This window comes from Sanguibacter inulinus (assembly GCF_013415325.1).
GTDB lineage: Bacteria > Actinomycetota > Actinomycetes > Actinomycetales > Cellulomonadaceae > Sanguibacter > Sanguibacter inulinus.
The window spans coordinates 1-19,612 of sequence record NZ_JACBYE010000052.1 but is presented as its reverse complement, the minus strand read 5'-3'; the positions used below and the strand labels follow the sequence as shown (position 1 = coordinate 19,612).

The 19,612-nt window shown below is 72.9% G+C and carries 16 protein-coding genes; 11 read left to right on the top strand and 5 right to left on the bottom strand.

Features of this window, described 5'->3' with window-relative positions; translation table 11 throughout:
* Positions 1 to 51 precede the first annotated feature (51 nt).
* The 4 genes from HZZ10_RS16080 to HZZ10_RS16065 all read left to right on the top strand — a co-directional run bounded on the left by HZZ10_RS16080 (position 52) and on the right by HZZ10_RS16065 (position 2,270).
* Positions 52 to 360 carry a hypothetical protein gene (locus HZZ10_RS16080; RefSeq protein WP_156382785.1) on the top strand — a complete coding sequence of 103 codons (309 nt, stop codon included), beginning with the start codon at positions 52 to 54 and terminating at the stop codon, positions 358 to 360.
* Positions 361 to 490: 130 nt separating this feature from the next.
* A complete protein-coding gene (locus tag HZZ10_RS16075; RefSeq protein WP_179914277.1) occupies positions 491 to 913 on the top strand; it encodes a VOC family protein in 423 nt (140 codons plus the stop codon).
* Between the two features lie 109 nt (positions 914 to 1,022).
* Positions 1,023 to 1,820, top strand: a complete 798-nt coding sequence (gene thiD / locus HZZ10_RS16070; protein WP_179914264.1) for a bifunctional hydroxymethylpyrimidine kinase/phosphomethylpyrimidine kinase — start codon at positions 1,023 to 1,025, stop codon at positions 1,818 to 1,820.
* A gap of 99 nt (positions 1,821 to 1,919) precedes the next feature.
* Positions 1,920 to 2,270: a hypothetical protein gene (locus HZZ10_RS16065; protein ID WP_179914263.1), complete on the top strand. Its 351-nt coding sequence runs from the start codon at positions 1,920 to 1,922 to the stop codon at positions 2,268 to 2,270.
* Between the two features lie 139 nt (positions 2,271 to 2,409).
* On the opposite strand, the gene HZZ10_RS16060 is transcribed toward HZZ10_RS16065, so the two are convergent.
* The gene (locus tag HZZ10_RS16060; protein WP_056133648.1) at positions 2,410 to 3,027 is read right to left on the bottom strand and encodes a biotin transporter BioY; all 618 of its coding nucleotides are present in this window, start codon (positions 3,025 to 3,027) and stop codon (positions 2,410 to 2,412) included.
* Between the two features lie 185 nt (positions 3,028 to 3,212).
* On the opposite strand from HZZ10_RS16060, the gene HZZ10_RS16055 reads away from it, so the two are divergent.
* On the top strand, positions 3,213 to 3,875 hold the full coding sequence (locus tag HZZ10_RS16055) for a TetR/AcrR family transcriptional regulator C-terminal domain-containing protein (RefSeq protein ID WP_179914262.1): 663 nt from the start codon (positions 3,213 to 3,215) through the stop codon (positions 3,873 to 3,875).
* A gap of 69 nt (positions 3,876 to 3,944) precedes the next feature.
* Here HZZ10_RS16055 and HZZ10_RS16050 read toward each other — a convergent pair whose 3' ends face one another.
* The 4 genes from HZZ10_RS16050 to HZZ10_RS16035 are packed head-to-tail and all read right to left on the bottom strand — an operon-like array spanning position 3,945 to position 8,369.
* Positions 3,945 to 4,556 (bottom strand): YbaK/EbsC family protein, encoded by a 612-nt coding sequence (locus HZZ10_RS16050; RefSeq protein WP_082544020.1) that lies wholly within the window; start codon positions 4,554 to 4,556, stop codon positions 3,945 to 3,947.
* A gap of 9 nt (positions 4,557 to 4,565) precedes the next feature.
* Positions 4,566 to 5,096: a YbhB/YbcL family Raf kinase inhibitor-like protein gene (locus HZZ10_RS16045; protein ID WP_179914261.1), complete on the bottom strand. Its 531-nt coding sequence runs from the start codon at positions 5,094 to 5,096 to the stop codon at positions 4,566 to 4,568.
* Between the two features lie 7 nt (positions 5,097 to 5,103).
* Entirely contained in the window at positions 5,104 to 6,246 is a 1,143-nt protein-coding gene (locus HZZ10_RS16040; RefSeq protein WP_218928875.1) for a substrate-binding domain-containing protein, read from the bottom strand.
* On the bottom strand, positions 6,243 to 8,369 hold the full coding sequence (locus HZZ10_RS16035; protein ID WP_179914260.1) for a heparinase II/III domain-containing protein: 2,127 nt from the start codon (positions 8,367 to 8,369) through the stop codon (positions 6,243 to 6,245). Before HZZ10_RS16035 ends, HZZ10_RS16040 begins: the two co-directional genes overlap by 4 nt.
* A 174-nt stretch (positions 8,370 to 8,543) precedes the next feature.
* Here HZZ10_RS16035 and HZZ10_RS16030 point away from each other — a divergent pair, with 174 nt between their 5' ends.
* The 6 genes from HZZ10_RS16030 to HZZ10_RS16005 all read left to right on the top strand — a co-directional run.
* The gene (locus tag HZZ10_RS16030; protein WP_228087703.1) at positions 8,544 to 9,581 is read left to right on the top strand and encodes a hydroxyacid dehydrogenase; all 1,038 of its coding nucleotides are present in this window, start codon (positions 8,544 to 8,546) and stop codon (positions 9,579 to 9,581) included.
* Entirely contained in the window at positions 9,578 to 11,797 is a 2,220-nt protein-coding gene (locus tag HZZ10_RS16025) for a DUF2264 domain-containing protein (protein ID WP_179914259.1), read from the top strand. The genes HZZ10_RS16030 and HZZ10_RS16025 overlap by 4 nt, the downstream gene beginning before the upstream one ends.
* Before the next feature lie 162 nt (positions 11,798 to 11,959).
* Positions 11,960 to 13,150 carry a DnaE2-dependent mutagenesis accessory factor ImuA' gene (gene imuA' / locus HZZ10_RS16020; RefSeq protein ID WP_179914258.1) on the top strand — a complete coding sequence of 397 codons (1,191 nt, stop codon included), beginning with the start codon at positions 11,960 to 11,962 and terminating at the stop codon, positions 13,148 to 13,150.
* A complete protein-coding gene (locus HZZ10_RS16015) occupies positions 13,150 to 14,934 on the top strand; it encodes a DNA polymerase Y family protein (RefSeq protein ID WP_228087701.1) in 1,785 nt (594 codons plus the stop codon). The genes imuA' and HZZ10_RS16015 overlap by 1 nt, the downstream gene beginning before the upstream one ends.
* A gap of 9 nt (positions 14,935 to 14,943) precedes the next feature.
* Positions 14,944 to 18,309 (top strand): error-prone DNA polymerase, encoded by a 3,366-nt coding sequence (locus tag HZZ10_RS16010; protein ID WP_179914257.1) that lies wholly within the window; start codon positions 14,944 to 14,946, stop codon positions 18,307 to 18,309.
* A gap of 53 nt (positions 18,310 to 18,362) precedes the next feature.
* Positions 18,363 to 19,612, top strand: a 1,250-nt coding sequence (locus HZZ10_RS16005; protein ID WP_179914256.1) for a dihydrodipicolinate synthase family protein, incomplete at its 3' end; no start/stop codon positions are given.

Here is a 19,612-nt window from a genome sequence, read left to right as displayed (position 1 = left end):
CCACCCTCGCCTGGTCTGTCCGACGCCGGCGGCGACCGCTAGCCTCGGACGATGCGACTCGTGCGAGAGAACCGGTTCCAGCTGACAGTCGCGCTGGGGGCGTTGCTCTTGATCGTGGGCGCCGTCGTCGCGATGCGCGCCCCGAGGTCGATGACCTTCGGGTGGTTCGAGTACGCGCCGGCCGCCGCGGTCGCCCTCAGCCCGGACGGCTCGCCAGGATTCCAGATGGTCAGCACGTCTCTGCTGGTGGGGCTGGCAGTCGCTGCAGCAGGCCTCCTCCTGCTCGTCGCGACCCTGGCCTACGGGGCTGGTCTGCGCCGCGGACGGGGTACCCGGTCCGGTGAGCCCACGCAGGACTGACCGGCCACCAGGAGGGCTCGGAATTCAGCCTCCGCGTCGAGGGCGGACAGGAGGATACTCAGGCGTGTGGGCTCGGTGCGGTGCTCTCCCCGTGACGTGCCGACACCTCATCCGCGCGACGATCGGGACGATCATGACCACCCTGAACCCGTACCTCAACTTCCCCGGCACTGCCCGCGACGCCATCACCTTCTACGCCAGCGTGTTCGGCGGAGAGCCCACCCTCTCGACCTTCGGCGAGTTCGGGATGGCTCAGGACCCTGCGCAGGCTGACCTCGTCATGCACTCCCAGCTGACGAGCCCGTCGGGTCTCGTGCTCATGGCCTCTGACTCCCCGGACAGCGCGGACCTCGTCGTCGGGTCGAACGTCTCGGTCTCGCTCAGCGGAGACGACGAGGCAGAGCTGCGCGGGTACTGGGACGCGCTGGTCGACGGCGGGCAGGTCACCGTACCCATGGAGGCGTCTCCGTGGGGCGACGTCTTCGGCATGCTCGTCGACAAGTTCGGGATCAGCTGGCTGGTCAACGTCGCGGTGACCCCACCCGAGGGCTGAACCCGGAGAGCGGCCGGGCGGGGCCTGCGCAGGTGCGCGCGTGTGGACAATCCGCTCGCCGCGTGCCAGCCTCGACCTCGTCCCACCCCGCACCGACGAGAGTAGTTCGATGGTTCCCCTCGCATATGTCATCGCCGGATCCGAGGCCACTGGTGGCGCCGGGATCCAGGTCGACCTCAAGACCTTCCAGCAGCTCGGCGTCTACGGCGTCGGCACGCTCACCTGCATCGTCTCCTTCGACCCCAAGAACGACTGGGGACACAGGTTCGTCCCGGTCGCGCCCGAGGTGATCGCCGACCAGTTCGAGGCCGCGACGAGCTGCTACGACCTCGACGTCGTGAAGATCGGCATGCTCGGGACCCCTGCGACCATCGACGTGGTGGCCCGCTCGCTCGCGAGCCAGCCGTGGCGGCACGTGGTCCTCGACCCTGTGCTGATCTGCAAGGGCCAGGAGCCCGGTGCCGCGCTCGACACCGACACGGCGCTGCGTGAGCAGATCCTCCCGCTCGCCACGGTCATCACCCCGAACGTCTTCGAGGCCAAGACCCTCGCCGGGATGGAGTCGATCACCACGGTCGCCGACCTCGAGGAGGCGGCCCGCCGCATCTACGAGCTCGGTCCGCGCTACGTGGTCGTCAAGGGCGGCGTCGAGCTCGAGGGGCCTGACGCCGTCGACGTGCTGTTCGACGGTGAGGAGGTCACCGTGTACTCGGCGCCGAAGATCGGCCAGGAGCGGGTCAGCGGGGCCGGTTGCACCTTCGCTGCGGCCATCACCGCCGAGCTCGCGAAGGGCACAGACGTGCCCGAGGCCGTCGCCGTCGCGAAGCGGCTCGTGACAGCGGGCATCACCGAGCGGGTCAGCTCGCACGCGCCCTTCGACACCGTGTGGCAGGGCGCGGCGGTCTGACTGCCTCGTCCGGGCGACGGGCTCTCCCCGCCGCCCGGACCACCCCGCACCGTGGTGTGAGGGATGATGGACCCGACCGATCGACGAACGAGGGCTGCTGTGAGCGAGAAGACCGAAGAAGAGCTGACCATCTGGATCAAGGAGCAGATCGACGCGTACGACGCAGGGACCATCGACCCCGACCTCGCTGCGCACCTCGACGCCGAGATCCCCGGCTGGAACGACGCCGGTGCCCGCGCCCGCGTGACGCCCGAGCCGGCTGTCGAGGACACCGAGGCCATGGCCGCCTGGATCGAGATCAACCGGGTCGCGCACGTGGCCGGCTCGCTCCCCGAGGGGCGTGCGGAGTACCTCGACTCGATCGCACCCGGCTGGTCTGAGGCACCGGCGGCTGACGCCGACGAGGTCGAGGCTGCGTCTGACGTGCCTGTCACCGAGCCGACAGACTGACTCCTCTGGACCTGTCCGTCGCGTGTGCGGACAGACGAACGATGCCCTCGCCCGGGTCTCCGGGGCGAGGGCATCGTCGTCCGCGGGGTGGTCCCGGGGGACTGGGGAGCAGCACCAGCACCGACAGCCCAGCTGCTGCTCAGCGTCGCGCGCGGCGCACGAGCGCCCAGGTGGTCGGCAAGATGCCCGCGATCAGCAGTGCCTTCACGGTGTCACCGACGAGGAACGGGGCGACACCGAGACGCAGCGCCGTCGCGAGGTCCACGTCGAGGAAGGCCATGAGCCACGGGACGCCGCCCGCGTAGACCACGACGGAGGCGAGCAGGACGAGCCCGACCGAGCGCAGCGGGGTCTTGTCCTGCCCGCGGCGGGCGAGGTGACCGGCGAGAGCCGCGGCCGGCAGGTACGCCAGGATGTAGCCGAAGGACGCGAAGGCCCAGCCGCTGCCGCCGTCGCCGTAGACAGGGGCGCCGAGCATCCCGACCAGCACGTAGAGCGCCACGCTCAGGCTGCCGCGAGTGGTGCCGAGGGCAGCTCCGGTGAGCAGCACGCCGAGGGTCGCGAGGCTGATCGGCACAGGGGTGAAGGGCAGCGGGACGGCGACCTGCGCGAGGACGGTCACCACGAGGGTCCCTGTGAGCACGAGGAGCGTGTCGACCGCGGTGCGCGAGAGTGCGACGGGGCGGGGGAGCAGGTCGGCGAGGACAAGACTGTCGAAGGGTGAGCGGCTGGGGCCGAGCGGGAGAGCTGTGGACATCGGGACTCCTGACCTGAACGTTGTTCAAGGACTTGAACGGCGTTCAAGGTATCTGGCTCGTGAGGTAGCGTCAAGCACCGCGAGCGATGCCGCTACCGCCCGTGGTACGAGAGGATCGGCCTCGGGGCGACGGCGCTGCCGAACCCGTACCAGACCGTCGAGGCAGAAGGGCCAGGACCCAGACCGTGGCACTGACCAGGAGCGACGTCGTCGACGCGGCGATCGGGATCCTCGACGAGTACGGTCTCGGCGACCTCACCATGCGGCGCCTCGCGGCGTCGCTCGGGGTCCAGCCCGGCGCCCTCTACTGGCACGTCGCGAACAAGCAGGCGCTGCTCGGCGCCGTCGCCGACAGGATCCTCGAGCACCTCGACGACGACATGCCCACGGGCGACTGGGACCTGAGGTTCAACGAGCTGGCGCACAGGCTGCGGGCGGCGCTGCTCGCGCACAGGGACGGGGCCGAGGTGGTCGCTGCCGCGCACTCCCTGCGGACTGGGCAGGGCGGCACGCTCGCCCTGCTCTCGCAGGTGCTCACGGACGCCGGCTTCACCCCGGCCGAGGCGGAGCTCGCAGCGCTCGCCGTCCTGCACTACGTGCTGGGCCACACCGCCGACGAGCAGGGGCACGCGCCGTCCGAGACCCTCGCACGGACCGCAGGCACACCAGCCGCGGGCGACACCGCGTCTCCGGCGGGTCTGGCGACGCCGGGGACGGCGACCCCGGGCACAGCAGAGGGGGCTGCCGGTGGTCCGCAGACCTCCGACAGCCCCCTCGCGGGCGAGACCGCCCGTTTCGGCTTCGGTCTCAGCGTGTTCGTCGACGGGCTCCGTGCCCGGCTGACCTGATGCTCTAGACCAGCAGGCGTCAGGACGACAGGCGGCAGAGCAGCAGGCGGTGGACCGGCAGGAGGCGCCTCAGGAGACGCCGAGGTCCGAGATGATCTGGACCCGCGGCATGGTCGCGAGCAGCACGCCCGGGAGCGTGATCTTGGAGCGCCGCACCCCAGAGCCGATGACGATCCAGCCAGCCTTGGCGCCGTCGTCGAGGAGCACGGGCCACTGCTTGCCGAGCCCGATGGGGCTGATGCCGCCGTACTCCATGCTCGACTCGGTGACCGCGCGGTCGACAGGCACGAAAGACGCCTTGCGCACGTTGAGCAGGGACTTCACGGTCCCGTTGATGTCGGCCCGCGACGACGCCCTGACGGCCGCGGCCGCCGTGCGCTCAACACCCTCACGCTTGCCGGCGACGAGCACGCAGTTGACCGACTGTGTCATCGTGATGTCGTACGCCTCGCACATCGCCGCCGTGTCAGACACCTCGGGGTCGATCTCCGCGACGAACACCTTGTCGGCGACCGTCGGGTCCGAGGCCGCCCACTCGAGGAGCGCCGCGTGCGTGACGTCGGCGAGCAGCTCGGGGTGGTCGACCGCCCTCAGCCACGTGAGCGTCCCGATGGTCGGGGCTGCAGGCTGAGGGGTTCCGGTGCCGGACGAGGTGGTCTCTGGAGAGTGTCGGTCAGGCATGCGTGCAGGCTATCCCAGCTGGAACGTGGCGGTGAGCGTAGCCCGGGCGACCGTGTGGAACACGGCAGTGAAGTGCACCACAGCGGGGCTGACCTCGGGGTCGAGGTCGAGGGTGTCGACGTCGAGGGCGTGCACCGCGAAGACGTAGCGGTGCGGGCGGTCGCCCTTCGGCGGGGCGGCGCCGAGGTAGTCGAACTCTCCGCCGTCGTTGCGGACGTGGAACGCGGCGCCGGGGAGCATCAGGTCGCTCGACCCGTCACCCTGCTCGAGCTCGGTGACCTCGAGCGGGACGTCGACGACGTTCCAGTGCCACCAGCCCGAGGGCACCGGGGCGTCGGGGTCGAACATGCTCACGAGGAAGGACTGCGTGGTGTCGGGGAAGCCCGACCAGGCCAGGTGCGGCGAGGTGCTGCCACCCTCGGCGGAGAACTCGGCTCCGAGGGGTGCGCCCTCGGTGAGGTCGTCGCTGGTCAGCGTGAACGACGGCACTGCGGGGAGGAGGGAATAGGGCTCGGGTGCGACGGGGCGGCTCAGGTCCATGCCTCCATCATGGACTCATCTCAGGGTGCCCTGCACGCCCGGACCGCGACGACGCCCGCACCACGAGCCACGGGTCGAGGGAGACGGTGCGCCGGGGACGGCGGCGCCCTTCGCCGAGGCGTGCGGTGAGCAGCTCGACAGCAGCCCGGCCCACCTCGCTCTTCGGCGGACGGACCGCTGTGAGCGCGGGCTCGGCCATGCTGGCCACCTCGTCGTCGTAGGCGACCACCGCCAGGTCACCCGGGACCCCGATGCCCCGGTCTGCGCACAGCTGGAGCAGCGCGATCGCCTCGGGGTCGGAGTGGACGAGCAGCGCCGTCGTCCCCGTCTGCTGGACCAGGGCCATGCGCTCGTCGAGCACCTGCTCCCACGCCTCGTCGCCGAAGCCGACAGCCCTCCCGACGAGGTCGTCGCCCGAGGGCATCCCGAGCTCGTCGCAGGCCTCGCGCCAGCCGGCCCGGATGAGGTCGGCGTGCGGGCTCGTCGCCGTGACGAGCCCCACACGACGGTGCCCCTGCCCGTGCAGGTGGCGCACGGCGAGCCCGGCCCCGTAGGCGTGGTCTGTACGCACCCACTCCACCCGCTGCGTGTGGACCCCTGCGGGTGGTTGCCGCTCGACCAGGACCACCGGCACGTCGAGGGTGTCGAGCCAGCGCACGAGGTCGCGCCCCTCCTCGCCCTCGACCTGCGGGGCGAGCAGCAGACCGTCGACCTCCCCGGAGTCGAGCAGCCTGCGGATGTTCGACCTGTCGTCGCTCACGCTGTACGACGACCCGCGCACGACGACGCGGTCCCGGCCGAGGGTCGCCGCAGCCCTCGCCCCGTGGACCACCTGCGGCCAGTAGAAGCTGAGCGAGGGGACGACCATGCCGATCGTGAAGCGCGTGGTGCCCGTCCCGCGCGACCTGCTCGTGGCGCTCGTGCCGACGTCGAGCGTGCTGCGCAGCGTCGCGCCGCCGTGCACCCGGGTCACGAGGCCCTCGTCGGCGAGGGCGGTGATGTCGCGCCGCACCGTGATCTCGCTGACCCCGATGTCGGCGGCGAGGCGGCTGACCCGCACGGAGCCGTCACGGCGGAGCTCGTCCATGATGCGCTCACGCCGCTGGAGCCCGAAGGTGTGCGGGGTGGTGGCGGTGCGCGGGGTCGTCATGCGGCCGGCCCGTCGGACGGTCCGTCGGCGGTGCCGAGAGGTGCGCCTGGGGAGATCACGACCGTCGTGGTCCGGTCCCGGATCGCCTCGTCGTGATCGCCCGTCTCGGAGCCCTCTGACCCGTGCCCTTCTGCGTCGTCCGGTCCCGTGAGGACGAGGTCGAGCCGGGTGAGGTGGTCACCCCACACGTCGGCGAGCAGCGGGTCGTCGAGGGTGCGGACCGTGAGGCGGGCCGTCGCTGCGGCGGGGTCCCAGCGCAGCAGCGCGGCGCGGGCGGCGCCCGGTGCGCGGACCTCGGCCTCGCCTGGCGCGGTGAGGGTGACCCCGCCGTGCAGCAGGAACCGGATCTCGTCCGCGGGAGTCGGCTCAGGGACGGCCGGGGCTGCCGGGTGTGAGACCGGGACTGGGGTCGAGGCAGGGGAGCGTCGGGCGGACCGTCGGTCGCAGACGACCACCTCGCCGTGCTCGCGGTCGAGGGTCACGGTGCGTCGCCACGTCTCAGGGGGCAGGCCGGGATAGGCGGCCGACAGGTCGAGCGACAGCGACGAGCGAGAGGGACGGGTCTGGCCCTCGGCGAGCTCGACCCGCACACCGGCTGCGGCAGACGCACGCCCCGGCGGCTGCTCGGTCCCCGCCACGACCGGGACGTTGTGCCAGCCGCTCTGCATGGTCCAGATGTCGTACCTTCCGGGGCCGAAGGTCTGCGCCGTGTACGTCGGCTGACCGGCGTCGACGACCACGGGGACCCCGTCGAGGGCGACGATCACGCTGCCCACGTCGTCGTGGTTGTGGTGCTCGTCGTTGTGCCCACCCTTGACGGCGAGCGTCAGGCCTTCGGGGCTGCCGGCCTGCTCGCGGGCGACGAGCAGCTCGACGGAGGGCAACCACGTCTCGAGCGGCAGGGGAGCGTGCGGTGTCGCACCAGAGCGCCCGGCGGCGGCCCACGACGGGTCGGTCAGACCGCGCAGTGCCCTGCCCAGGCCTGCGTGCTCGGTGACGAGCGGACGCCCGGGGCCCACGTGCGAGGCCGCGTGGGCGGTGACCGCGACGTCACCGAGCAGCCGACCCCAGCGGTGCAGCACGTGCCAGGGCTGGTCCGGCGTGGGGCGCGCCGGGCCGTCGGCGACGTTGACGTACCAAGGGCCGGCCACCTGCATGCGGTGCGGGAAGCGTGCCGTCTCCCGGACGGCGGGCACACGGGTCGCGTCGAGGGTGCCCGCCGTCGCGTGGTGCAGCAGGTCGAGAGCCTCGAGAGCCCGTCCTGCGCCGTTCCACCAATAGCTGTACCCCTCGTCGATCGCCCCGTCGGCCGGGATCGACGCGACGAACCTGTCCAGGCCCTCGATCACCAGACCCACGAGGCGCGCAGCCTCGGCGGGGTCGTCGACGAGCCCGAGGACAGCCACCAGGACGTTGCCGTGGATCCACGGGTTCCAGTTGTGGACGTCGCCGTCGAGACCGAGCCAGTGCCAGTCGCGCCGCCGGGAGAAGGGCTCGAAGACCCGCTCCTGCGCCTCGTGGCGGACCCGGGTCCGCACGCCCGGTGCCCGCGCGTCGAGGGCGTCCCCGAGCAGCGCGTCGACCCACGCGAGCTGGGCGACGACCTCTCCGGCACCGAGGTCGAGATACGGGTCGGTGACCGTCGGTGTCACCGCGCCGTGGGCTGAGAAGGTGTCGTCGTGCGCGGCCCACGACCACCCGCTCTGCTCGCACAGCAGCACGAGACCGTCGACGGTCTCGTCGAGCCACGCCTCGTCACCCGTCCACGCCGCCATGACCGCGGCGCGGCTCAGGCGGTGCTGGCGCTCGCGGACGCGGTCTTCGTAGGCCGTCCGGTCTCCGTCGCGGAAGAACCTCGCGTAGTCGCTCGCGAGCGGGACGGGCCAGGGCTGGGCGCGGTCCGCCTCCGCACGGGCCGCGAGCGCGGTCAGCGTGGGCAGGTCTGCCTGCGCCCAGACGTCGCGCTCGCCCGAGGAGGGTACGGGCAGGCCGAGGGTCAGCCTGCGCGGCCGGGCACCGGGGGCTAGGTGGTCGCGCCAGGTGGACAGCAGCGGCCCCACGGCTCCTGCTGCGTCGTCCTGCGTGCCGCGCGCGACGACGTGGTTCTCGGGGGCGGGGGTCATGCGTGCCTCGCTGACTCTCGAACGTCGGTGTTCGAGCCTGATCGAGTGTGTCGGTCTGTGATCGACCTGGTTGCCGGTCATCGTAGCGCCGGTCTTGACTGAGAGCGCAGCCCGCCGCCCGCAGCCCGCAGCCCGCCGCCCGACGACGTTCGACGACGCTCACCGAGGAGACCCATGACACCCGCCGGACCTGTCCCGCCCCTGCGGCGCCCCCGCGCGCTCGCGCTCATGGCCGACGACGTCTTCGACCAGCAGATGGACGGGCCCAGGCTCGACAGGTTCGCCCGGCTCGCCGCGCTCACCGACCTGGTCCACACCGACACCCTCGACAGCCCGCAGGTCCGCGAGGCGGCCCGCGACGTCGAGGTGCTGCTCACCTCCTGGGGAGCCCCGCGCCTCACCGCCGCTCGTCTCGACCACCTGCCCGCCCTGCGCGCTGTGCTGCACTGCGCCGGGAGCGTGCGACCCCACGTGAGCGACGCGCTCTGGGAGCGGGGCATCCAGGTGACCACCGCCGCCGACGTCAACGCCGTCCCCGTCGCCGAGTTCACCGTCGCCGCGATCGTCCTGGCCAGCAAGAAGGTGTTCACCCTCGGTGCCCTCGCCCGCCAGCACCGCGACGCCCAGTCCCGCCGCGACACCCTGGGACCGTTGAGCACCTTCGGGCTGACCGTCGGCGTCGTCGGGTTCTCCCGCATCGGGCGACGCGTCGTCGAGAGGCTCCAGATGCTCGACGAGTGCACCTGCCTGGTCGTCGACCCCTACGCCGACCCCGCCGAGGTCGCCGCCGCCGGCGGGACCCTGGTCAGCCTCGAGCAGATGCTCGGGCGCGTCGACGTCCTCTCGCTGCACGCCCCGTCGGTCCCCGCGACAGACCGGATGATCGGCGCCGCCGAGCTCGCCGCCCTGCCCGACCACGCCACCCTGGTCAACACCGCCCGCGGCAGCCTCGTCGACCACGACGCGCTCGCGGCCGAGTGCCTCACCGGTCGTCTGCACGCCGTCCTCGACGTCACCGACCCGGAGCCGCTGCCCGCGACGTCACCGCTGTACGGGCTCCCGAACGTCATGCTCACCCCGCACGTGGCCGGGTCGCTCGGCTCCGAGACGCTGCGCATGACCACGAGCGCCCTCGACCAGCTCGAGCTCTACGCGGCCGGGTTGCCGCTGACCGCCACCATGACGCGCGAGCTGCTGGAGGTCAGCGCATGAGCACCCACGAGGCTCCCCGCCGTCCGACCTTCCTCGACGTCCCCGCCGACCACGAGCTCTCGCCGTGCACAGGGTGGACCCGCGCGCACTGGGCCGCGCTCGCCGACGACCTGCTCGTCGCGACCCGGCCGTGGACCTCGCCCGACTGCTCGCACGTCGACCTCCCCGGTCGCACAGGCGGCTACGGGCACGACATCGACGGCCTCGAAGGATTCGCGCGCAGCTTCATGCTCGCGGCCTTCAGGCTCGCGGGGGAGCACGGCCACGACCCGCTCGACCTCGCCGGGCGCTACGCCGCAGGCTTCGCGGCCGGCACCGACCCGGCCAACCCGCGCCGCTGGACGCGCCCCGACGAGCACGGGCAGGCGAAGGTCGAGGCCGCGGCGCTGGTCATCGGCCTCGACATGACAAGGCCGTGGATCTGGGACCGCATGGCCCCGCAGGTCCAGCAGCAGGTGGTCGACTATCTCGCGACTGTCGTGGGTGGGGAGTACCCGCAGAACAACTGGGTGTGGTTCAGGATCGTCGTCGAGACCTTCCTGAGGTCCGTCGGCGGTCCGTGGTCGGCCGAGGACATCGAGTCCGACCTCGCCACGCACGACACCTTCGTGCGCGAGGACGGCTGGTACGCCGACGGGCCCGAGCGCAGCTTCGACTACTACACGGGGTGGGCGCTCCACCTCTACCCGGTGCTCTGGGCACGCATGGCCCCCGACGACCCCCTGGTCCGGTCGCGGCGTGCGCGCCTCGACGCGCACCTCGACGACTACCTCCGACAGGCGGCGACCTTCGTCGGAGCTGACGGGGCCCCGCTCTTCGAGGGACGCAGCCTGGTCTACAGGTTCGCGGCGGCGGCGCCCTTCTGGGCGGGTGCGCTCTCCGGGTCGACGGCTCTCACACCCGGTCAGACGCGCCGGGCAGCCTCGGGGATCGTCAGGCACTTCACCGAGCACGGCGTGCCCGACGAGCGCGGTCTGCTCACGCTCGGCTGGCACGGGGAGTGGCCCGACCTCGCCCAGCACTACTCAGGCACGGGATCGCCCTACTGGGCGTCGAAAGGGATGCTCGGGCTCGCGCTGCCAGCCGAGCACCCTGTGTGGACGGCGACCGAAGAACCGCTCCCGGTCGAGCGTGGCGACGTGCTCACGGTGGCACGGGCGCCAGGGTGGCTGGTCTCGGGGACCCGCGCAGACGGTCTCGTGAGGGTGGTCAACCACGGGACGGACCACGCGCTGCCCGGCGACGCGGTGACCGACTCCCCGGTCTACGCGCGGCTCGGGTACTCCACGGCCACGTCACCCGTGATGGGTTCCCGCGGTGCGGCAGACCCCCTCGACCAGTCCGCTGCTGTCGTCGGCCCGGACGGACGGCTGAGCCACCGCTCCGGGCTCGAGACGGTGAGCGTCGGGGTCGTCGCGCTCGAGGGTGCTGGCAGTGCTGGCAGTGCTGGCAGTGCTGAGGGTGCCGAGGGTGCCGGAGGTGGCGGGGATCCCGCAGGCACGGGCGGTGCTGTCGCGCAGGCCGGGGTGGCGTTCTCCCGCAGCAGGGCGCACTGGGTGCGACCGGCCGACGACGCACGCGACTACGGCTCCGGGCTCGCCGGCGAGGTCACCTGGGGGCCGTGGGTGACCACGGGGTCTGTGGTCCGCGGGGCCTGGGAGGTGCGGCTCGTCCTGGTCGACGCGGTGCCCGGGGCGACGAGCGGCCGGTTACGGGTCGCCGGCTGGGCGCTGTCGGACACGGTGCCGCCAGCCGTGGTGGTCGAGGGAGCTCGCGGTACGGGGGCAGGTGCGAGCGAGGGGGAGGAGGTCGCTGCCCAGCCGGTGGTGCGTGCGTCGACGAGGACGCTCGTCTCGTCCCTGCACGCGATGGTCGGAGACCTGGTCGCGGGCGCAGACGTCGAGGAGGACGTCACCCCGTTGGGCCCGTGCACAGCGGTGCCGTGGCTCGAGACACCGGGGGAGCCCGGTGCCGGGTGGTACGCGGTGGCCGTGCGGCTCGCGGGGGCAGCCGTCCCCGAGGAGGCGCCGCCGCAGGTCGTGGGAGCCGGTGCTGTCGGTGCTGTCGGTGCTGTCGGTGCTGTCGGTGCTGGCGGCGCTGTCGGCGCTGTCGGTGGCGTCGGTGATGCTGGGCGCACAGGCAGCACCGTGCGGGTCGTGTGGTCCGACGGGGCGTCGTGCCAGGTCGAGCTGCCTGTCGGGGGTCTCATGACCTGACGGGCGGTCTGGCTGCGGGCCGTCGGGACGGGTGAGGTCGGCGTCCGGGGCTGCTCGGTGTCGGTGACGTGCCGTATCGTTGTTCGAACAGGTGTTCGACACGGACGCCTGCCGAGCAGACCTCCGACGCTCGGGACGACGACCACTGGCAGGTGACCCCCGATGCACGCACTCACCTCGTCGGACGACCCTGCTCCGCGGGCCGACGCCACCCCGGAGGGCGCGACAGGTCCTGCTCCGGCACCGGCCCAGACCAGCGCCGCCGAGCGGGTGGCCCGGGCCCGCGAGGCGCTGCGCGCCGCCGAAGAGCGGACCGGGGCCAGGTCGCTCAGCGTGGTGCCCGCCGCAGAGGTCGCCACCCGGCTCGGCTCCGTCGACGCAGGCCGACGGTCGGCACGGCCTACCTCGGTGCCGGTGACGACCCCACCTGCCGCGCTGTCAGCAACGCCGTCCCCACACACGCCGTCCTCGCACACCGCGTCCTCACGCACAGCCCCCTCACCCACAGTCCCCTCGCACACGACGCTCTCGTCCGTGGTGCCCGCTCCGGCGGGGCCCGCCGAGCAGGGCGAACCAGCCGTGCCGGCAGACGCCCCCGCGCCCCTGCACGCCGTCGACACCATCATCAGCACCGAACGGCCACCGCTGCCTGTGCCCGACGAGCTCCTGCCGCTGCTGCCCGCGGGTCTGCGCCGAGGCATCACCGTCCAGGTCGACGGCTCGACCTCGGTGCTCCTCGCTCTGCTCTCCGAGGCCTCGCGCGCCGGGTCCTGGGCGGCCGTCGTCGGTGCACCCAGCATCGGGCTGCTCGCCGTCGCCCAGGCGGGCATCGACCTCAGCAGGCTCGTGCTGGTCCCCGCCCCCGGGGCCCAGGCCGCACCGGCGCTCGCAGCCCTGCTCGACGGCATGGACATCGTCGTCGTCGGGCCCGAGGTCTCGCTCCTGCGCGCCGACCGTCGTCGGCTCGTCGCCCGCGCCCGGGAGCGGGCGAGCGTCATCGTCTCGCTGCGCCCCTGGGAGGGGGCCCACATGACCCTCGCCGCAGAGCGCACCCGCTGGTCCGGCCTCGGTGCCGGCAGCGGGAGGCTGAGCAGCCGTGAGCTCACCGTCACCCGCACCGACAGGGCGCAGGGGATCACCTACCGCCACACCGTGACGCTGCCCTTCGCGCGACCGGCGAGCACGACCCCCGGCGTGGTCGCACCTGCGCCTGTCGCCGCCCCGCTCGCTGCGCCTGTCACCGCCCCCGACACCGCACCCGTGGTCGTCCCCGAACCCACCACGGCCCCGGCGGCCGTCGTCGCCGCTGCCCATCACGACGCCGTCCAGCCGTCCTTCGCGCAGGTCGGCTGATGACCACCGTCCCGACCGTGCCGCCGGGCGACGCCCGAGCAACCGACGCCAGCCCGGCCGACGCGAGCCCTGCCGACGCCCGACCGACCGGTGCGCACCCTGCAGGCCCCCACCCTGCAGGTACTCAGCCGACGGGCGCTCACCCGGCTGCTGCCACGTCGACCAGCGCGGCAGCCACCCGGCACGTCCCGGGGGCCTCAGCCCACCGCACCGCCGTGGTGTGGGTGCCCGACTGGCCCGTCGTCGCCGCGATGCGTGCGGCCGAGGTGCCGGCCCAGCAGCCCGCGGCCGTGCACGACGGACGACGGATCGTCGCGAGCTCTGCGCCGGCCCGCAGCCAGGGCGTCCGCCGCGGCATGCGCCTGCGCACGGCGCAGGAGTGCTGCCCCGAGCTCGAGCTGCTGCCCGTCGATGACGCCCGCGACACGCGCGACTTCGAGCCCGTCGCCGTCGCCGTCGAGACCCTGGTCGCCGGGCTGGAGATCGCACGGCCCGGCCTGATCCTGCTGCCTGCCCTCGGCGCCAGCCGCTACCACGGCTCGGAGGAGGAGCTCGCGCGGCGTCTCGTCGAGACCGTCGCCGAGCGCACAGGGAACGAGAGCCAGGTCGGCATCGCAGACGGGATCCTCGCCTCCCTGCTCGCCGCACGCACGGCCCTGCTGCTCCCGCCCGGTCAGACGGCCCAGTTCCTCGCGACGCACCCGCTCGACGCGCTGCTGCACGCCGCGACCAGCCCGGACGCCGTGGACGAGACGCGTGAGCTCGTGCACCTGTGGACCAGGCTCGGTCTGCGCACCCTCGCCGACCTCAGCGCCCTCGCCGAGGCCGACGTCCACACCCGCTTCGGTGAGCGCGGGCGCTGGGCGCACCGCATGGCGCGCGGCGCCGACCTGCGCCCACCGGCCCGCCGCCGGATCGAGCCCGACATCGGCGTCGAGACAGCCCTCGACCCGCCCGTCGAGCGCGTCGACACCGCGGCCTTCGTCGCGCGCTCGCTCGCCGAAGACCTCTACGCCCTCGTCCTCGAGCGCTCTGTCACCTGCTCCCGGCTGCGCATCAGCGCCCACACGGAGTCCGGGCTCGCGCTCTCGCGCACCTGGCGCACCGACGACGGCGCGCTCGGCGGGCTGTCCGCCGCGCGCATCACCGACAGGGTGCGCTGGCAGCTCGAAGGCTGGTTGTCGGCCACCGGGGTCCGCGGCGAGGGTGACCCCGAGCCGTCTCCGCTGGTGCGCCTCGCGATCACCGCCGAGGGTGTGGTCGCCGCCGGTGCCCAGCAGGGCCGGCTGTGGGGCGCGGCGAGCGGCGACGAGCTCCGCGCCCGGCGCGTCACCGAGCGTGTCCAGGGCATCCTCGGCGGTGACGGCGTGCTCAGCGCCACCCTCCAGGGCGGACGCAGCGCCCGCGACCAGGTGCACCTCGTGCCGTGGGGGGACGCCCACCCTGCGCCCCGCGCCCTCGACAGACCCTGGCCCGGGCAGCTGCCCCAGCCCGCCCCTGCCACCGTGCCCGCCGAGCCCGCCGACGTCACCCTGCTCGACGCCCAGGGGGAGCCGGTGCTGGTGAACGTGCGGCTCGCGACGAGCGGCGAGCCCGCCGTGCTCGTCACCGCGTCCGGACGGCACAGGGTCACCGGGTGGGCTGGCCCCTGGCCGCTCGCCGAACGGTGGTGGGGCGAGACCGCCCAGCGCCGTGTGTACGTGCAGGTCGTCCTCGACGACGACACAGCCCTGCTGCTCGCCTGCACAGGCGGGCAGTGGACCTGCGAAGCCCTCTACGACTGAAGCCCTGACATGACCCACAGCACCCGCCCGCCAGCCCGGCCCGAGTACGCCGAGCTCCACGCCCACAGCGCCTTCAGCTTCCTCGACGGGGCCAACCAGCCCGAAGAGCTGGCCGCCGAGGCCCACCGCCTCGGTCTCACAGCCCTCGCGCTGACCGACCACGACGGTCTCTACGGCGTCGTGCGCTTCGCCGAGGCCGCCCGCCAGCTCGGCCTGCCGACGATCTTCGGGGCCGAGCTGCACCTGCCCGACGCCGCAGGCACCCTCGACGCGCCGACAGGTGTCCCCGACCCTCGCTCGGAGCACCTGCTGGTCCTCGCCCGGGGACCCCAGGGATACCGCAACCTGTCGTCCGCGATCGCCGAGGGGCACCTCTCGACGGGCCGCAAGGGCGCCGCCGACCACACCCTCGACGAGCTCGGTGCGCGCGCCGACGGCCAGTGGCTCGTGCTGACAGGGTGCCGCAAGGGGGCCGTGCGCAGCGCCCTGGGGCCAGGCCCGGACTGGGACCCCCGCGGCGCGGCGACCGAGCTCGACCGTCTGGTCGCCACCTTCGGCCGGGACAACGTCGCCGTCGAGATCACCAGCACCGGCGACCCCTACGACGACGAGCGCAACAACCACCTCGCCGCGCTCGCCCAGGCCGCCCGCGTCGACCTGGTCGCCACGACGGCTGCGCACTACGCCCACCCGCGCGACGCCGACCTCGCCGCGGCCCTCGCCGCCGTCCGGGCCCGCTCGAGCCTCGACGACATGGACGGGTGGCTGCCCGGTGCGCCGTCGGCGCACCTGCGCTCGGCGAGCGAGATGCTGGTGCGCCACAGCGCCCACCCCGAGGCCGTGACCGCAGCCGCCAGGCTCGGCGCCGAGTGCGCCTTCGACCTCGCGCTCGTCGCCCCGAACCTGCCGCCCTACCCCGTGCCGGCCGGTCACACCGAGGCCACCTGGTTGCGCGAGCTCGTCCGGCGCGGAGCCCTCGCCAGGTACGGACCGCGCGAGTCCGAGCGGGTCCCCGGGGCCTACGCGCAGATCGACCACGAGCTGCGGATCATCGAAGACCTCACCTTCCCCGGCTATTTCCTCGTCGTCTACGACCTCGTCGAGTTCTGCAGGGTCAACGGGATCCTCGCCCAGGGGCGCGGCTCCGCGGCCAACTCGGCCGTCTGCTACGCGCTCGGGATCACCGCCGTCGACGCCGTCGCCCACGGGCTGCTCTTCGAGCGCTTCCTCGCGCCCGAGCGTGACGGGCCGCCCGACATCGACGTCGACATCGAGTCGCAGCGACGCGAAGAGGTCATCCAGCACGTCTTCGACACCTTCGGGCGCCGGCACGCCGCCCAGGTCGCCAACGTCATCTCGTACAGGCCGAGGTCTGCTGTGCGCGACGCCGCCCGCGCGCTCGGCTACGACACCGGCCAGCAGGACGCGTGGAGCAAGCAGATCGAGCGTTGGGGGTCGTTGCGGCCCGCGCCACCTGCACCGTCATCACCCGAGACTGCGCACTCAGGGATGCCCGAGGGCAAGCCCTACGGGGCGCTCGAGCAGCGCGAGCGCATCCGGGACCCGCTCGTGGAGCCGACAGCCCGCGACGACAGGGCGATGGCGCGCGAGGGCATGTGGGTCAAGGGCGGCTACGCCCCCCAGCGCGACACCGAAGACATCCCGGATGCCGTCGTCGCCCTCGCCGAGAGGCTCTTGAGGCTGCCGCGGCACCTCGGCATCCACTCGGGCGGCATGGTCATGTGCGACCGCCCGGTGATCGAGGTGTGCCCTGTCGAGTGGGCGCGCATGCCGGGGCGCACGGTCCTGCAGTGGGACAAGGAGGACTGCGCCGACGCCGGTCTGGTCAAGTTCGACCTGCTCGGCCTCGGCATGCTCACAGCGCTGCGCATCGCCTTCGAGCAGGTGAGCACCCACGAGGGTGTCGAGCTCACGCTGCACGGCCTGCCGCAGGAAGACCCCGGGGTGTACAGGCTGCTGTGCGCTGCGGACACGATCGGGGTGTTCCAGGTGGAGTCGCGCGCGCAGATCTCGACCCTGCCGCGCCTGCAGCCGGACTGCTTCTACGACATCGTCATCGAGGTCGCCCTCATCCGCCCCGGGCCCATCCAGGGCAACTCCGTGCACCCCTACATCAACCGCAAGCGCGGGCGCGAGAAGGTGACCTACCTGCACCCGCTCCTCGAGAAGTCCCTCGGCAAGACCCTCGGTGTCCCGCTGTTCCAGGAGCAGCTCATGCAGATGTCGATCGACCTGGCGGACTTCAGCCCGACCGAGGCCGACGCGCTGCGCCGTGCGATGGGCTCCAAGCGCTCGACCGAGAAGATGGAGGCGCTGCACGAGCGCCTGCTGAGCGGCATGGAGAAGAAGGGCATCGACCGCGTCGCAGGCGAGGAGATCTTCGACAAGCTCAAGGGCTTCGCCGACTTCGGCTTCCCCGAGTCCCACGCCTACTCCTTCGCGTACCTGGTCTACGCGAGCGCCTGGCTCAAGGTGCACCACCCCGAGGCCTTCTACGCGGGCCTGCTGGCCGCCCAGCCGATGGGCTTCTACTCCCCGCAGTCCCTCGTCGCCGACGCGCGCCGCCACGACGTCGAGGTGCTGCGCCCCGACCTGCTCGCCTCGCAGGTCCAGGCGGCGGTCGAGCAGTCCCCGGGGAGCGGGACCCGCGGTCTGGCGGTCCGGATGGGGCTCTCGTCGGTGCGCACGGTGACCGCAGAGGTCGCCGAGAAGATCGTGACCGAGCGCACCGAGCACGGTGACTTCGTCGACCTGCGCGACCTCGCCCGACGGGTGCGCCTGAGCACGGCCCAGCTCGAGGCCCTCGCGACCGCCGGGGCGCTCGACTGCCTCGGCGTCGAGCGCCGCGAGGCGCTCTGGGCTGCCGGCGCCCTCGCGCAGGAGCGGCCCGACACCTTGCCGGGGGTCTCCGTCGGGGTGGCTGCCCCGATGCTCCCGGGCATGAGCGAGATCGAGACCGCCGTCGCCGACACGTGGGCGACAGGGGTGACGACCGAGTCGTACCCCACGCAGTACGCGCGCCCGGCGCTCCTGCGGATCGGTGCGATCACCGTCGCGGAGTGCACCACGGCCGACGAAGGACGGCGTGTCGCCGTCGGTGGCGTGGTGACGCACAGGCAACGACCCGGCACCGCGAGAGGTGTGACCTTCCTCTCACTGGAGGACGAGACCGGCCAGCTGAACGTCATCTGCTCACCGGGCCTGTGGCAGCGGTTCAGGCGTGTGGCGCGAACTTCTGCGGCTCTCGTGGTCCGAGGGCGGCTGGAACGCAACGACGGTGCTACCAACCTGGTCGCCGAGCACCTCTCGGCCCTGTCCTTGCAGGTCACGACAACTTCACGAGACTTCCAATGAACGCAGGGGTTTTCATCCGCACGCGAGCCGAGCAATATCGCTACTCTGAATCGATGCCCACGATCGGACCACTCGTCGCGTACCCGCTGACCCCCCGTGGGGAGGACGGGCGTCTGCTGACCTCGTCCTTCGAGCAGCTGGTCGACTCGGCGATCAGTGCAGGCGCGAACGCCGTCGGTGTGCTGGGCAGCACGGGTGGCTTCGCCTACATGCCGCGCTCGGCCCGCAAGCGCATCACCCGCAGCGCCGTCGAGGTCGCCGACGGGCGTGCCCCGGTGATCGTCGGTGTCGGTGCCCTGAGCACCGCCGAGGTCCTGGCGAACCTCGCCGAGGCGCACAGCGTCGGTGCGAGCGGCGCGCTCCTCCAGCCGATGGCCTACCAGCCGCTGACCTTCGACGAGATCTACGGCCTGTACAAGGACGCCTCGGCAGCCACCGAGATCCCGCTCTGGGTCTACAACAACCCCTCGACCACGGGTCACAGGTTCTCCGTCGAGCAGCTGACCAAGATCGGCCGCCTCAGCGCCGTCGCCGGGTTCAAGGACCGCGCCGCGAACGCGACCGACGCCAAGGACCGCATGGACCGCATCGCCGCGGCGATGCCCCCGCGCACGGCCCGTCAGATCGACTGGGGCTTCAGCGGCGACGGTCACGGAGCCCAGGTGCTCCTCGCCGGCGCGACGGCCTGGCACTCCGGCCTGGCCGGTGTGCTCCCCGAGATCTGCGTCGCGATCGCCCAGGCCGCGACCTCAGGGCACGCGCCACACGCCCGTGTCCTCCAGCGCCAGCTGACACCGCTGTCGATCATCGTGCGCCAGTACGGCGGCATCCGGACGGCCCACAGCATCGCGCAGATGCTCGGTCTCGACGCCGGGGAGCTCCCGCGCCCGCTCGCCCCGCTGCCCGCCGACGCCCGCACGCTCGTCCGGATGGCCCTCGAGGGCATCTCCGTCCCCGACGCGCCGATGCCCGAAGAAGCGGCTGCTCGCCAGGCCGACGACGTTGTGGCGGTCGAGAAGGCGGAGGCAGAGAAGATCGTCGTCGAGACCCGCGCCGCCGCCGTACCAGCGGACGCCGCCGAGCCCGAAGATCCTGCCGGGCCTGCGGACGCTGCCGAGCTGGTCGCAGAGCCCCCGGCCGTGCAGGAGAGCGCGGTGGTCGACGCCGCCAAGGGGACCGGTACCGACACGGGTGCCAGCACCGGCACCGACGAGGTCGCCGGAGCCGCGCCTGGCACGACCGCTCCTGAGCTCACGATCGAGGAGCCCGAGCCCGAGCCCGAGCCCGAGCCCGAGCCCGAGCC